14 protein-coding genes and 1 riboswitch are annotated in these 15457 nt (G+C 55.6%); of the genes, 7 read left to right on the forward strand and 7 right to left on the reverse strand.

What is annotated here, in order from left to right; genetic code table 11:
* From R1T40_RS00590 to R1T40_RS00610, 5 genes are read left to right on the forward strand one after another with little or no spacing between them, the layout of a single operon-like run.
* Positions 1-2133, forward strand: a complete 2133-nt coding sequence (locus R1T40_RS00590) for a chemotaxis protein CheA (RefSeq protein WP_317384026.1) — start codon at positions 1-3, stop codon at positions 2131-2133.
* Positions 2117-2605, forward strand: coding sequence for a chemotaxis protein CheW (locus R1T40_RS00595; protein WP_106164729.1), 489 nt, complete (start codon positions 2117-2119; stop codon positions 2603-2605). Before R1T40_RS00590 ends, R1T40_RS00595 begins: the two co-directional genes overlap by 17 nt.
* On the forward strand, positions 2602-3462 hold the full coding sequence (locus R1T40_RS00600; protein WP_317384027.1) for a CheR family methyltransferase: 861 nt from the start codon (positions 2602-2604) through the stop codon (positions 3460-3462). The genes R1T40_RS00595 and R1T40_RS00600 overlap by 4 nt, the downstream gene beginning before the upstream one ends.
* Positions 3463-3508: 46 nt before the next feature.
* A complete protein-coding gene (locus R1T40_RS00605; protein ID WP_011536823.1) occupies positions 3509-3895 on the forward strand; it encodes a response regulator in 387 nt (128 codons plus the stop codon).
* A gap of 1 nt (position 3896) precedes the next feature.
* Complete coding sequence (locus tag R1T40_RS00610; RefSeq protein ID WP_106164731.1) at positions 3897-4226, forward strand: hypothetical protein; 330 nt, start codon at positions 3897-3899, stop codon at positions 4224-4226.
* A 309-nt stretch (positions 4227-4535) separates the two neighbouring features.
* Here the strand turns inward: R1T40_RS00610 and R1T40_RS00615 are convergent, their stop codons facing one another.
* From R1T40_RS00615 to R1T40_RS00630, 4 genes are all read right to left on the reverse strand, one after another.
* Positions 4536-5633, reverse strand: a complete 1098-nt coding sequence (locus tag R1T40_RS00615) for a sensor histidine kinase (RefSeq protein WP_317384028.1) — start codon at positions 5631-5633, stop codon at positions 4536-4538.
* Entirely contained in the window at positions 5626-6093 is a 468-nt protein-coding gene (locus tag R1T40_RS00620) for a response regulator (RefSeq protein ID WP_317384029.1), read from the reverse strand. Before R1T40_RS00620 ends, R1T40_RS00615 begins: the two co-directional genes overlap by 8 nt.
* Positions 6094-6095: 2 nt before the next feature.
* A complete protein-coding gene (locus R1T40_RS00625) occupies positions 6096-8372 on the reverse strand; it encodes a sensor histidine kinase (protein ID WP_317384030.1) in 2277 nt (758 codons plus the stop codon).
* A gap of 79 nt (positions 8373-8451) precedes the next feature.
* Positions 8452-9183 (reverse strand): response regulator, encoded by a 732-nt coding sequence (locus tag R1T40_RS00630; protein ID WP_106164617.1) that lies wholly within the window; start codon positions 9181-9183, stop codon positions 8452-8454.
* Between the two features lie 512 nt (positions 9184-9695).
* A riboswitch (cobalamin riboswitch) is annotated at positions 9696-9901 on the forward strand.
* A gap of 138 nt (positions 9902-10039) precedes the next feature.
* Here R1T40_RS00630 and R1T40_RS00635 point away from each other — a divergent pair.
* Together R1T40_RS00635 and R1T40_RS00640 are read left to right on the forward strand one after the other, a co-directional pair.
* The gene (locus tag R1T40_RS00635) at positions 10040-11266 is read left to right on the forward strand and encodes an aromatic ring-hydroxylating oxygenase subunit alpha (protein ID WP_317384031.1); all 1227 of its coding nucleotides are present in this window, start codon (positions 10040-10042) and stop codon (positions 11264-11266) included.
* A gap of 6 nt (positions 11267-11272) precedes the next feature.
* On the forward strand, positions 11273-12340 hold the full coding sequence (locus R1T40_RS00640; protein WP_317384032.1) for a hybrid-cluster NAD(P)-dependent oxidoreductase: 1068 nt from the start codon (positions 11273-11275) through the stop codon (positions 12338-12340).
* A gap of 134 nt (positions 12341-12474) precedes the next feature.
* Here R1T40_RS00640 and R1T40_RS00645 read toward each other — a convergent pair whose 3' ends face one another.
* The 3 genes from R1T40_RS00645 to R1T40_RS00655 all read right to left on the reverse strand — a co-directional run bounded on the left by R1T40_RS00645 (position 12475) and on the right by R1T40_RS00655 (position 15440).
* Positions 12475-14064, reverse strand: a complete 1590-nt coding sequence (locus R1T40_RS00645) for a 5-guanidino-2-oxopentanoate decarboxylase (protein WP_317384033.1) — start codon at positions 14062-14064, stop codon at positions 12475-12477.
* Positions 14065-14094: 30 nt separating this feature from the next.
* On the reverse strand, positions 14095-14808 hold the full coding sequence (locus R1T40_RS00650) for a TetR/AcrR family transcriptional regulator (RefSeq protein WP_317384073.1): 714 nt from the start codon (positions 14806-14808) through the stop codon (positions 14095-14097).
* Positions 14809-14906: 98 nt separating this feature from the next.
* Positions 14907-15440, reverse strand: a complete 534-nt coding sequence (locus R1T40_RS00655; RefSeq protein WP_317384034.1) for a biotin transporter BioY — start codon at positions 15438-15440, stop codon at positions 14907-14909.
* Positions 15441-15457: the final 17 nt, after the last annotated feature.

Genomic DNA, 15457 nt, shown 5'->3' on the forward strand with positions numbered 1-15457 from the left:
ATGTCGGGGTCGATTCAAGACACATTCTTCGAGGAGTGCGAAGAGCTTCTCGAAGCGATGGATGAGGGTCTGACCGCTATCGAAGGAGGCGATCACGATCCCGAGGTGGTCAATGCAGTATTCCGCGCAGTTCACTCTATCAAGGGTGGTGGCGGAGCATTTGGCCTGGACGAATTGGTGGCGTTTGCACACAAGTTCGAAACAGTCTTTGATGAGGTGCGGTCAAACAAAGTCCAACTGGACGTCAAACTTATCCAGCTTCTCCTGCGATGCAGCGACCATCTCGCTGACTTGGTCAGTGTCGCCCGCGATGGCGGCAGTGTCGATGAAGAGCATAATGACGTTCTGGTTGCCGGTCTTGAAGAGTACCTCGGCGAAGAAGAAGAAGAGTTGACCTTTGAGCCTATGGGCCTTGGTGGACCTGCGGTTCCTCTGCCTTTGGATCTCGAAGAAGAGAAAACCTATCAGATCCGCTTCCAGCCTCTCAAAGAGATGTTCGGGACCGGGAACGAGCCGTTCTTCCTTTTCCAGACGCTTTCCGAGCTGGGCACGCTGAAGGTCACGCTTGACGAAACCGAACTTCCGGGTTTCGACGCCATGGCGATGGATGACAGCTATCTTGCATGGGACCTGACACTGACGACGAAAGAGCCGAAGTCGGCGGTAGAATCCGTCTTCGAATTTGTCGAGGGCCTATGCGAGCTTTCGATCGTGTCTGACAAAGATTCTGAAGATGAAGCCGCTGCCCTGGCTGCACTCAACGCCGCATTTGGCGTGCCCGGGGAAAGTGCCGAACCCGAGCCGTCCGACCCTTTTGAAGAGCCGGCACCTGCAGAGGCAACTCCCATGGCGACACCAGAAGCGACAAAAGTCGAAGCCGTTAAGCCAGAGAGCAACAAGTCAGAACAACGCGGACCAAAGCCGACCTTGCGTGTTGAACTGGAGCGGGTGGACCGGCTGATCAATGCGGTTGGCGAACTTATCATCAACCACTCCATGCTGGCACAACAGATTGCCAATCTGGATGTGGCTGACCTTCGGGATGTGGAAACCGAACTCGAGGGCTTCAAGAATCTGGCTCGAGATATTCAAGAAGGCGTCATGTCCATTCGTGCGCAACCGGTCAAGCCGCTGTTTCAGCGCATGGCACGGATCGTCCGCGAAGCTTCGGCTGCGACAGAGAAAACAGCGAAGCTGGTCACCGAGGGTGAGAATACCGAGGTCGACAAAACTGTCATCGAACGCTTGTCAGATCCGTTGACCCATATCTTGCGCAACGCGGTGGATCATGGCGTCGAGAAACCGGCAGATCGCGAAGCCGCGGGAAAGAGTCGTGCGGGCGAAATACGCCTTTCCGCGTCACATCGCTCTGGCAGCGTCTGCATCGAGATTAAGGATGACGGCGCTGGTGTGAACCGGCCGCGTGTCAAGCAGATTGCCATCGACAAAGGGCTCATCCCTGAGAATGCCGATCTTACAGATGCCGAAATTGACAACCTTCTATTCTTGCCAGGCTTTTCCACAGCCAAAGAGATCTCAAATCTCTCCGGACGTGGTGTTGGCATGGACGTTGTCAAAAACGCGGTCACCGCTCTGGGCGGTAGAATTAACATCTCCTCGTCCCCCGGAAAGGGGTCGACATTCACCATTATCCTGCCTCTGACGCTGGCGGTGATGGACGGCATGGTTGTCTCCGTTGCGGATCAAACAATGGTGGTACCGATCACTTCGATTATCGAGACCATGCGTGGCAGCGATGATATGATCAACAGCTTGGGCGCTGATGGGACGCTGCTATCCATTCGCGGTAACTTTGTTCCCATCTGCGATGTCGCAGGTGCCTTGGGCCTGCGAAAGCCCGAGGGTGACAAGCCGCCCGGAGTGTATCTTCTGGTTGAGACGGAAACAGGCCAACGCAGTGCCCTGGCCGTCGACGATATTCACGACCAAAGGCAGGTCGTGATCAAGAGCCTCGACGGCGTCTGCGGCAATGTCCCCGGCGTTGCGGCTGCCACAATCCTCGGAGATGGCAAAATCGCCATGATTTTGAATTCGGAAAGCATCATCGCGGCCTCCCCTTCCTCGGCCACCTTTGATTCAGAGCGGAGAATGAGCAATGCAATCGCAAGCTGAAGTACAAATTGGCGATCAGGAGATCAAGCACGCTCAACAGAGTGAGTTTGTCAGCTTCACGGTCGCAGGGCAGGCCTTCTGCCTGCAAATCACCCAGATCCGAGAGATCCGTCGGTGGGCTCCGGTCACAATACTGCCGCACGCACCGATGGACGTCCTTGGCGTTATGAACCTACGCGGCGCAGTGATCCCCATCTATGATCTTGCGGCCCGTTTCGGCCTACAGCAGACCGAAGCAAGCGAACGCAATGTCGTGATCGTTGTCGCGGTTCACGGTAAGCCAGTCGGGCTACTAGCGGAGTCGGTTTCGGAAATTATTTCGATTAATCCTGAAGAGATCCAGGAAACCCCTCAGGTCGAGAGCCGCTATACCATGGAGTATATTCAAGGGATCATTTCCCATGATGAAACCATGGTGCGTATCATCAATCTTGACGCCGTTATCTCTGCACCGGAGCAAGGTTTGTCGTGAGTATCGCTGGTCCAGTAGAGTCCTTTGACGGTGGTGGTATCGTCCTGTCAGATCAGGACTTCGAGGCCGTCGCTCAGTTCGCGTATAAACACTTTGGCTTGGCGATGTCGCCAAGCAAAAAGCCACTGGTGTCGTCACGCTTATCACGCAAGCTTCGGAAGCAGAACATAACTGACTTCAAGGAGTATCTAAAGCGCTTAGACGGTCAAAATGCAGACCACGAACGTAGCGAGCTGTTGTCTCTTCTGACCACCAATGTGACTCAGTTTTTCCGTGAGCCGCATCATTTCGAGACGTTGCGCCAAGATGTACTTCCGCCTCTGATTGAGCGCGCGAAGAAAGGCGGACGAGTTCGAATTTGGTCGGCGGGATGCTCGATCGGACAGGAGCCCTACACGATTGCTGCAATCCTGCACGACCTCTGCCCGGATGCGGATCGATACGATATCAAGATCCTCGGAACCGATATCGACCCTGTTGTGGTGCGCAGTGCAGAAGAAGCTCAATATCCGCTCGAGGATTTCGAAGGCATCCCGCAGCAGTATAAGATGCAACTGGAACCGGGAAACAAACCAGAAACCGGCCGGGTTCCGCAGCATTTGCGAAAGCTAGTGACTTATGGCGTTCTAAACCTAATTCAGCCGTTTCCCTTTAAGGGGAAGTTCGACGCAATATTCTGCCGGAATGTCGCAATCTACTTCGACAACCAAACGCAACAGAAAGTCTGGCAAGCTTTCCAGCGCACACTCACCCCAGGAGGCTACCTTTTTATAGGTCACTCTGAACGCATGTCCGGCCCGGCAGCTCAATACATGAAGACGGTCGGCATCACCACATACGTCAATACCCCCGGCTAAACACGCACTCACGGTTAGCCAAGACGAGAACACGAGGAAAAAAACCATGAGCTTGAAAGACTCCCTGCGCGTGATGGTTGTCGACGACATGTCGACCAGCCGAGGCATTCTTACCCAGTGTCTTGATGAACTCGGCGTGAAGAACTATCTCGTTGAAAATAATGGACAGTCTGCGTTCCAGAAACTTGCGACCAACCCGGTGCATCTTGTCCTGTCGGATTATAACATGCCGGGAATGGATGGACTGGGACTATTGCAGGCCGTCCGCGGCAATGCAGCGACCCAACGTGTCGGCTTCATTTTGGTGACGGGGAAGCCGACTCCAGAAGTTATCGAGGTCGGTAAAAAACTTGGTCTGAATAACATCATCCGCAAACCGTTCACGGTTGCGTCGATGCGCCAGGCTATAGAACAGGTTGTGGGGCGTTTGTAAGATGAGCACGAAATCTTCTAAACCGCTAGATACGGTATATGCGAATTCGGCGCGCGAAATGCGTCAGCTGCAAAGCCAGATTCAGCAGCTGGAAGATACCGTGTTGACCATTGTTGAGCGCCGCACGCCCCCGACAAGCGCGGAAATACGCGAGTTGCAGGATTTTGATTTAATCTCTCAAACACTTGGTGGCTTGTCGACGTTCTTTGACTCGTTGAGGGAACAAGTGGGAACTCAAGATTGCACCGACATCAATCTCGCTACGCAAGACGTGACCCTTCAGCTGCTGCGGGATCGGTTGAGAGAAAGAAATGCACTCTTTGAGCTTTAAGAGTTCCTCTTTCGACGCAATCTGCTTCGGCGGATAAATTAGAGAACCCGGTTGCTTTCACCGTAAGCAGCCGGGTTCATTTTATTTATGAAAAGGCCTAAAGTCTTATCCCCCTAGGAGGATCTATTGCATAAATCCCGCACGCGATCTTTGCGAACCAAAGCGCCGGGAAGCGGGAAGTGCGCTCACAGAACGATTTGTCCAACAAATCTGTCGCGAGGTGTGTAATATAAATTGAGCTCGACAAATGACGTTTGCAGGTGGAGTTCCGAATAAAGGCAATTCTCTACATTGAGGGTGCATCAAAATTCACCTGTCGTGCACTGCATTCCTGTGATTATTACGCAAATTGAGAGTGAAATTGATTCTTGTGCCTCTCGATACATCCGGGTCACACCATATTGCACCGTCGTGGCGTTTCGCGATCTTGGCACATGTTGCCAACCCCAGACCGCTCCCAGGAAGGTCGCTGCTGCGCTGAAGACGCTTGAAGGGCTCGAAAATCCGGGTGCGATATTCCTCCGGCACGCCCATCCCGTTGTCCCTGATCGAGAATTGTACGCCGGAGCCGTGCGCCTGCGTCGAGACAACGATGTGAGGAGGAATGGCACTGCGGTATTTAATCGAATTGCCGATCAGGTTTTGCAGAAGCTGCGAGATGTCTGGCGGGAAACAGAAAACTTCGGGTTCCTCCAAATCCAGTTCGATATTGGCGTCGGAACTGGCAATATCCTGCGCGACGGCCATACAGGCGGCTTCGACCAGGCTTTCAGTTGACACTAGCTCAGGAGTGCCCTCGCTGTGCGGGTTTATATGGCTCGCCAAACGCTCAATCAGATCAGACATCTTGGTTACGGAACGTTTCATGAGGTCGAATTCTCGTTTCACCTCGTCGAGATCTCCGGCTTCAAAATCCTCAATGATCTGATCGCTCAGGAACTTGATGGCGCGAATTGGTGCCCGCAGATCATGAACGAGAACGTCGGAGAACTGCTGGAGCTCCTTCTGGTGTTCTTCGATGCGCCACCGCATACGAGCAATCTGCAGACCATTGCCGATCATTCGATGCAAGGCGCCTGGCGTGATCGCCGATTTTGCTATGTAGTCAGCGGCACCGCTCAGGATCGCGCTCTTGGCAATGTCTTCGTCGCCCTGTCCTGTCATTATAAAAATTGCGCAATGGGGCCAGCGCCGAAAGAAGACCGACATGAGATCCAGGCCGGATTCCCCTGGCAGCAGGTAATCCAGAAAGATTACCTCAACCTCTTCGTCAGCGAGAGTTCGGGCCTCATCACCATTTTCAGCTTCCAGTATTGTCACGGCAGGGTATAGAGCCGCGAGGTGTCGCCGGATCAGCTTGCGGTCACCACCGTCATCATCAACGATAAGTATGCTTTTTTCAACCATGTGGTGAGCTCCGCGTCTCTATCACCGGCAGCTCTACGATCCGCCAAAAGTTATCCATCACAGCCATGAGTTCGATAAACATATAACCTGCGCGAGATTTTAAGATGTAGCCGGCAACGTGATTGGAATAGGCGGCAGTGATGTCCCGCTCGTCGTCGGATGTGGTCAGAACGAAAAAGAGGGTTCTTTGGAGGCGGGGGTCTTCTCTCAGCGCTTCCAGAAGTTCCAAACCGGACATGCAGGGCATGTTGATATCGCTCAAGACAACGAACTGAACGGGGGGATCCTGATCGCCTTCCCCCTTGAGGAAGGCGAGAGCCTCTTCACCGTTCCTGAAACGTTGAATCTTGTTCGCGATGCGCGCTTTTGAAAAGGCTCGGCGAATGGCCTTGGCATCTCCATCATCGTCTTCGACGAGAATAATCTGAACGTCACGGGAGTCGGAGTGGTGGGATTGCATAGCTACGCTGCCTGATCCTGTTGAGGTTTTTCGAACGGCCAGAAGAATTCGAAGATGGTACCGCGTTCGCCATCAGATAGTATTTTGATATCTCCGCCGGCTACATCGATGTACTTTTTTACAAATGCGAGGCCCATGCCGCTGCTTTCAAGCTGATCTCTGGATTTCAAGGTCTGAAACACCTTGAAAATTCGCTGATGGTAGACGGGTTCTATACCTGGGCCGTCATCTTCGACGCGGAAACGCCAACCCGCCCCGCATTGCTCCACATTGACAGTTATTTGCCCGACATCGCGATCATGGTGCTTGATACCGTTTCCGATGAGGTTGACGAAGATCGTTTCCAAGGGAAACTTCCGCATATGCAGGTCAAGAAATCCATCGGAGAAAGAAATGCTCATGCCGTCAGGCACCTCAAGCAATTGCAGAAGTTCTTCCGCCATGGTCTTGCCGGGTATTCTGGTCTCTGGTTCCGCGACTCTGCCAATCCTTGAGTGTTGCAGCAGGTCATTCAACAAGCGTTCCATTCTGCTGGTGCGACTTTTCAGCAGGTTCATGCTCTCTCGCGTGTCATCCGTCAAATAGGGTTCCAGATCTTCTTCGAGCCAAACCACGGCGTTGCTGATAACCCTGAGTGGGGCCTTCAGGTCATGCGAAGCGACATAGGCGAATTGATCGAGTTCGGCGTTGGATCTCTGCAAGGCCGCGATCAACGCCTCTGAGCGTTCTGTGGCGGCCGCCCGTCTCGTTACATCCCTAATCATGGCAATAAACCGCCCCTCACCTGCATATGTGGCGTGCTGCAATGTCAGATTGAGCACGATACGGGAGCCATCCGATCGAGTCATCGTGAGTTCGCGCATTCCAGCCTCCTCGGCGGCATGCGCATATGCAGCATCTTCTAGCAACCCTTGCGTAGCCTCTGCGTCAAAACCCAAAAGTTCCAAGAAGCGTGCGCCGCGTAATTCCGGTTCAGAGTTGCCGAGGATACGGCTGGCGGCGGGGTTTGCATCTTCGATGCTCCCGTCCTCGGATAAGGTCAGGATGCCTTCAGAGATATTGCTCAGAACCATGTCGAGGCGCTGTGTTTCGTGGATCAAGTCATTGGTCAGGCGTGTGAAATTCTGCGCTATGTCGGAGATTTCATCGTTGCCGCGGTACCTGTTGCTCAGTGGGTGAAGGGTCTGGCTGCTCTCGTTGATCTCAGACAGCAATACTTGCAGGGGGCGGAGCAATTTTGCAGAGAAGAGGTACCCGAGACCCGAGGCAAGGATGGTCAGCCAGAGCGCGTTGCCGACGTTCCGCCAAAGCTCATCCCGTGCCGCAGAGTACAAGTCATGCAGGTCGACCGTGGTTGCGATTCTGAACGTAAACGGGACCATTTCATTTCCGGTGTCGACCCGGCTGATGTACACGCCAATTTGATCTTTAAAGTGAACCAATCTACGTTCTGGAAAACTGGCAAGTTGCTCTAAACTTATCGTGTCTGGTTTGTCTTCGATATTGGCGTAGAAGTTTCTGTCGCCATCAGCGACAGGAATGCCCGCGATTTCAGAATTTTCAACTGAATAAAAGGTTTGTCCCAAGTCTTCGGAGCTGGAAGGGACAGTAAGCAGACTCGCAATATCTGCGTTTACCACGATCGCCCCGAGCAGGTTTCCGTGTTCGTCAACAACGCGTTTCATCGACCGCAGCATCGGAGGTCCTGATACCCTTTGGTGCTCCCGGTTGCGGGTAACGTTCGAAAACAGAATGTCTGAAGTGGGATCGGCCTGTAGAGCTTTAATATATGGTTCTTCGCCCTTGGACTGAAGGTCGTCTTGAGGAACGACTTGGACATCTCCATTGTCTTGATCTACGCGGGCGAATTCAGACCAGTTGTTTTCTGCCAGGATCAGCCGAATCTGACTGTAGCCACTGCGATTGCCGATGATGCTGATGAAAAGCGTTTCAAGCCGAGCGCGCCAATCGGCGAGTGTTGACCCATCCAGCGGATCGCGGTTGTCGATCGCTTCGCGGGTCCGGATGATCCCGGAAATTGGCGGGAAGCCAACGATCATCTCCGAATCCTGGCGCATTTTTGTCAGCGTATCAACGATGTAGCGCGTGTGTGTTTCGTGATTGCGCTGTATCAGCTCTTCTGCGTGAGCGTGAATACGTTGAATGGTGTCTTGATAATTGATGGCGAAGAAGACACTGAAAGACGCTCCAGAAACAAGGCATACTACCAGCGCGACTTTTAGCTTTATAGAGATCCACCTTGGCGACACGATAGTCACCTCTCCGGATAAGGAATTCAAACCTGCGCTACAGTAAAACCGCTGCGCCTAACTCATGTGTATGCCGGGGCGGGTACCCCTACTGAAGGCGTTTTCGCAACTCGGTGACCGTAAGGCGACGACCCTCACCCACGACGCTTTCAAGATCGTCCATAAAGGCTACCAGATCCTTTGCACCGCGTTCAAACATCGACAGGTTCGAGAGCAGCGTCGGGTCGATAGCATCATCGCTGCGCGCCTGCATCTTGACCGCTCGCACGCCCATCATGCTTCTGCGCAGTAGCTCGCGCATTTCTGGCCCGCAGCTCACCATGAAACGTTCAAAAATCGACTTTAGCTCTGACTCTGACGCGCGCGCATCCGTGAGCGCCCCGTAAAGCGCACGTCGTTCGATGGCCGATGTCACCGATTTTATCAGCGCATCAACCGTGAGTTCGTCCTTGACGATATAGTCGGCACACCCCCGACGCATGGCTTCGACTGCAACATGGTAGTCGACCGAGGACGTGAGCATGATCGGAACCGCGCCGACCTGATCTTCATGCGACAGCAGGATGCCAAGCGCGTCGAGGCCTGTATCCATGCCCAGATCGTGGTCGATGAAGACCAGATCGAACGCGTCCACATCGAGGCATTCACGCATTTCAGCCAGGTTTGCAGCTTCGGTAAAATCTACCATGAGCCCGGCTTTGCGACAGATCTTCAGCAGTCGCATACGATCAATTTCGTCATCATCAATGGACAGGACGTTCAGGAGAACCGGTTTCGCTCCCGACATCAGTGCGTAGTCTTGTACGTTCATTTTTGACATGTTTTGACCTTTTACTAACAACAAGTTGCGGTTGAAGCCGTACTGCTCCTTGCACCGCACCTGAATGTTATCCCCAAAGATAACGTGTTTTCAAAAGAAAGACTTGTCGAATTGAATTAATGAACTCCTGCTTGAATGCGGAAAGCCGTACCATTTAATTCGCCAAACCATCGCATATGTTGCTTTTATTGGAGCGTTTGCGCCCACTTGATGATGGTAAAACGGACAAAAGCACGTCTCGATGTTCTGAACACCGACATCGTGTGCGGCATGGATACGCGGCGCGCCCTTACCATCTGCGGCATGCGGTCAGGACCATCGAAGATCCCTGTGCGACCCCCGTGTTCGCCACGCCGAATGCATCGGCGCGTATTGAGCGCTCCGTTGCGGTCATGTCTGTCTTGGGGGGCGGTGTGGACGACGCCGAGCAAGAATTGTGGCGCGGGCGTCGCGCTTGTCTCGAACTCAATAAACAATGTCGCAATTCGCGGATCTGGTTTTTCGAATCTCGGTACAACTCAGTCTCAAGAGGTGCTGCGCGGAGCGATCCGTGTGGAGAATTTGGGAAGCCGGTGAAACTCCGGCGCTGCCCCCGCAACGGTCATGGAACCCGCGCGCGCGACATCAGCCACTGGGTGGAGGACCCCGGGAAGGCGTTGCGCTCCGACCAATTGGTCAGTTCCTGAGCCCGGAAACCAGCCTCAACAGATATCGTCAACCGCGGGCGGCGGTTTGGGCATCTTGCAGGGCGCGGCTTCCTCCGCCGCGGCCTAACGGGTTCCCTGTGCCGTCCGAACAACCAACCAACCGCAGTCGCGCCGCACATGTCGGACGCAGGCGGCAGGGGAGTCAGGAAATGAACAGCAATATCAATGCGCTGATCGCAAACCACCAGCCGGGACACGGGCTGGCGCAGGCATTTTACAACAATGCTGATGTGTTCCAGACCGATCTGCAGGAGATTTTCTACAAGGAGTGGCTGTTTGCCATTCCTGCCTGCGAGCTGGAAAAATCAGGCAGCTACGTCACGCAGCAGATTGGCACGTACAACGTGATCATCGTGCGCGGGTCCGACGACGTAATCCGTGCGTTTCACAACTCCTGCCGTCACCGGGGATCGGTGATCTGCAAGGCGAAGAAGGGCAACAACCCAAAGCTGGTCTGTCCCTATCACCAGTGGACCTATGAGCTGGATGGCCGCCTGCTGTGGGCCCGAGACATGGGACCGGATTTTGATGCCAGCAAACACGGTTTGAAGACAGTGCACTGTCGTGAACTTGCCGGGCTCGTCTACATTTGCCTTGCGGATGAGGCGCCGGACTTTGAGCATTTTGCAGAGATCACACGCCCCTACCTGGAGGTGCACGACCTGTCGAATGCCAAGGTTGCCTATGAGAGCTCGATCATCGAGCAGGGCAACTGGAAACTGGTCTGGGAAAACAACCGTGAGTGTTATCACTGTGGCGGCAACCACCCGTCGCTATGCCGGACATTCCCGGATGATCCATCGATCACCGGTATCGAAGGCGGCGAAACGCCCGCAACTCTGCAGGCGCATTTCAACCGTTGCGAGCAGGCAGGGATGCCGGCGGAATTCTATCTGAACGCTGATGGTCAGTTCCGCGTGGCCCGTATGCCGCTGAAAGAGGGCGCCGAGAGCTATACGCTCGATGGTAAGACCGCAGTGCGCCGCTGGTTGGGGCGGGCGCCGTTCGCCGATGCCGGATCGCTGTTGAAGTTCCACTACCCGACCACCTGGAACCACTTCCTGTCGGACCATTCCATTGTGTTCCGGGTCACTCCGATCAGTGCGACCGAAACCGAAGTCACCACCAAATGGCTGGTCCATAAGGATGCTGTTGAAGGGGTGGACTATGACCTCAACCGACTGACCGAGGTCTGGATCGCAACCAACGACGAAGACCGCGAAGTGGTCGAGTACAATCAGATGGGCATCAATTCACCTGCCTACGAGCCCGGTCCCTATTCCCAGGTTCAGGAAAGCGGCGTGCTGCAGTTCGTGCAGTGGTACCTCGATACCCTCAAGCGCAATTGCGCCCCTCAGACCTTGGCGGCGGAGTAACAGAACATGCCGAAAATCAGTGAACGCACAATCTGGAAAGATACTGAGATGCTGGAATGCGTCTCCATCATTCCAGAGATGGAGAACACCGCCTCATTCACCTTCAAGGCGCCATCCGGGGCGTTGTTCGACTTTGATCCCGGTCAGTTCATGACGTTGGAAATCCCGGTTCCGGGTGGTCCGTTGCACCGGACATATACAATCTCCTCGTCGCCGTCGCGGCCACGCAACGTGACGATCACAGCCAAGGCCCAGGCGGACAGTATCGGCACCCGCTGGATGCTCGACAACCTGCGCCCCGGCAGCCGGATCAAGGCGATCGGACCCGCTGGTCTGTTTACGAATGCAAACAGTTCAGCAAAGAAATTCCTCTTTATTTCTGCGGGCTCCGGCATCACCCCGATGATGTCGATGACCACCAATATGTGGGATGACGGCGATAATCTGGACATCGTGTTTGTGAACTGTGCCAAACGCCCGTCGGAGATCATATTCCGTCAGCGACTGGAGCAGATGGCGAGCCGCTCAGAAAAGCTGGACCTGAAGTTTGTTGTTGAAGAGCCGGACCTCTATCGGCCCTGGACCGGATATCAGGGTGTGTTCAATCAGCTGATGCTGGGCCTGATGGCCCCGGATTATCTTGAGCGCGAGGTCTATTGCTGCGGGCCGGAGCCTTTCATGCAGGCGGTGCGGGATGCGTTGGCCGGTCTCGGTTTCGATATGGACAACTACCATCAGGAGAGTTTCCACGCGCCGGTTGCGAATGAAGCCGAACAGCCTGATCTCGATGATGTTGTTCTCGATGACGAGACCTCGGCAGAAATCACCTTCGCAACATCCGGGGTGACCGCCAAAGTTGCGGAAACGGACACGGTTCTGGCTGCGGCACGGGCCAACGGGCTGAACATTCCGTCCGGCTGCACATTCGGGGTCTGCGGCACCTGCAAAGTGAAGAAAACCGCTGGCGATGTGCACATGGTCCACAATGGCGGCATTTCGGATGACGACATCGAGGCCGGCTATATTTTGGCGTGCTGCTCCAACCCGATCGGCAAGGTTTCTGTCGAAATTTGAGCCTGCTGACGGTCAAAAGAATCCCCCGTCGCGCCTAGGGGCTGGGCGCGACGGGATTTATGACGCGGGAAACAGCCAGCTCACAGCCGAGCGCGAAAGCCGCATTGGGCGCGAGGCGGTCGCCGCAGACGTTCTCAATCGGTTGGCGAAGAGTGGCCCTGCATGTCGATTTCCAGAAGCAGAGGGCCGTCAAGCGGCAGGATCTGCGTCAGTGCATCACGCAAGTCGTCTGGAGATGTGCGCTTGAAACCAAGGCGATAAGACGCAGCGACGGCCTCAAAGTCCGGTGCGCCCGGATGGCAACCTGTGGCGGTGATGCCTGCACCTTCCATAGCATTTGCGATCTCGAGAAAGGCATTGTTGTTCCAGACAACAAAGAGGATCGGCAGGTTCTCATCGCTTGCCACGCCAAGTTCCGGAAGGGTGAATTGCGCGCCACCATCTCCCATCATCGCCACGATTGGAGCAGTGGGATCCGCCAGGGCCGCACCGATGGCTGCGGGAATCGCGTATCCCAGCGCGCCAAATCCGGTGGCGCCATTGAACCAACCGCCAGGGCGATCATGATCATAGGCCAGATTGGCAGCATATATTGCTTGGGTTGAATCCCCCACCATAATGGAGCCGGGCAGGGCGTCTCGGAGTGTCTCCACTTGGCCAATAAGCGCACCGTAGCTTGGCGCAAGGGCCTCGACTTCGGCCAAAGCTGCGGCACGGGTTTTGTGGGCACGCTCCGCGCCGTCGCCGGGCACGCGCGCTGGAATTGCGCTGGCAAGCTGCGTCAAACAAGGGCCCACATCGCCCACCGTAGTAGCCTCTGCCGGATGACGGGCGAGCTGTTCTGCGCAGATGTCGATGCGGAGCAGGGACGCCATGTCGGGATAGGTCCCGGTGGCATACATATCGTAGTCCGTCGGGCCGAGCTCGGTTCCAAATGCCAGCACGCAGTCGGCCTCCTCGATCAGGTTGCGGACGGTTTGCAACGAGGGGCTTGCCGCCACCGTAAGCGCATGACCGTGCATCAAGCCGCGCGCGTTCACGGTCTGGATGACCGGGGCGTCGAGCTTCTCGGCAAGTTCGGCCAGGGCTGCGTCCGCGGTACGGCAGCCCCCGCCAGCGAGGATCACAGGGCGTTCGCTTTGCGCAAGCCGTTGCACGATGGCGGAGAGGTCAGGCACAGCGGCTGTCGTGGGAGCAGAGATTTTGAGCGCATCTGGCCCTTCAAGGTCCATGACATCGGTTGGAACCTCGATATGGACCGGGGCAGGGCGCCCGCTCAGTGCATCGAATGTACGATCCAGCGCGCCTTCGAGGTCGGCGGCGGCGCAAACCTGTTCGGCATGTTTTGCAACAGTTTGGGAGAGCTTCAGCTGGTCAGGCAGTTCATGCAGCAGCCCCAGCCCCTTGCCAAGGCTATCGCGCCGGTTGACGCCGGTCACTACGACCATCGGAATACTGTCGGCCCTCGCCTGAGCCATTGGGGTCAGCGTATTGACGAGCCCGGGCCCGGTAATGACAAAAACCACGCCGGGCTTGCCCGAAATGCGCGCGTATCCGTCCGCCATGAACCCTGCGCCCTGTTCGTGGCGGGGGGTGATGTGCCGGATGTCGGCGCCCTCGATCCCGCGGTAAAGCTCGATCGTATGGACGCCGGGAATGCCAAACACAACGTCGACACCGCGATCCACAAGGTTCTGTGCCAAGGCCTGGCCGATCGTTTGCATGAGTTCTTCCTTGTCGTACTGGTGCTTGGTTCAGTCTGTTGGAGAGAGACCAAGAATTGCAAAAAGTGTCGCTTCGGCGACGTCGGTCAGCCGGTGCGCGGGCAGCATCTCAGGCAGCATCGACCCTTCAAGCCAGAGACCGTCGAGGACCGCGTTGCAGGCGATGGCCTTTTCTTCCACGGTTTTGGGGTCTGCAGGCGCGCCTTGTGCTCGCAGGGCCTCGGTGATCAGAGGTTCCAGCGCATCACGGAACCCGAGATAGGTGTCGATGTGAATTTGCTTCATGCGCGCGTCATGCGGGACCATCTGGATAAAGCCCGCCCAAATCTGCAACCCTTCACCGCTTGCAACGGGCGCTGAAAGTGTGTCGCGGACACATTGGCGCACACGGTCTGCAATCGGACGCGACACATCAGTCGCCGACGAAAGAGACAAATGCGCCATTTTGCGCATATGGTAGGAATACGCCGCGTACATCAGATCTTCTTTGGTACGGAAGTGATGACGGATCAGGCTGAAGGCAACGCCAGCTTCGGCCGAGATTTCGCGAACGGTCGCCGCAGAAACGCCTTTACGGGCAATGACCCGCAAGGTCGCCTCGATCAGCTGCTCGCGACGATGTTCGGGGCTTTCCCGGCGAAATTTCGGTTTACTGTCTGACATATCATGCCCTGCTGTTTGTTGCACAATCGTGCAGCAAACATGGGAGATCAAGTATAATTTTAGTTTTGTGTCCGGATGCACGTCCAAGCAGGGGATCTTCACCCCCTGCCCGACGTATATCTCGTAATATGAATTATGTTAAAGCTATGCCTGCGCGATGCGAGCGCGCTTTGGCACCACTACAGATTTGGAATGGCCTTGCGCACCTCGCGCAGGATCAGGCTGGCAAGCACGGCTTTGGTGACATCGCCCGGCAGGAAGGCCGCGGATGCGGCAAGCGCCTGCCAGATCGAGAGTTCGGCGATGACAGCCAACCAAGGCACCCCAAACAAGTACACGACGCCAACGCCGCCCAGGAGCATGAACACTATCGACGGGAAGAGCGGTGGGCGACCTGCATATTTGTCGAACAAATAGCCAATCACAAAGGCCCCGACCGGAAAGCCGATGAGAAACCCGCCGGAGGCTCCGAAAAAGACGCCTAGTCCGCCACGACCGCCGGCCAGAAGTGGCAATCCGACTGCCAGGAGCGCGAGAAACAGAATGATTGCCAGACCGCCCCGCTTGGCCCCCAAGAAGGCACCTGCCAGCATCACCCCCATGGATTGGGCGGTGATCGGCACGCCCATCGGTAGGGTGATTTGAGGTATGACACCAAGCGCGGCTGTCAGCGCAGCGAACAGGGCGATCAGTACGATGTCCTTCGTGGTCATGAATGGGCTCCTAACTT

The sequence above is a fragment of the Tritonibacter scottomollicae genome (genome assembly GCF_032924845.1).
Classification (GTDB): Bacteria; Pseudomonadota; Alphaproteobacteria; order Rhodobacterales; family Rhodobacteraceae; genus Epibacterium; species Epibacterium scottomollicae.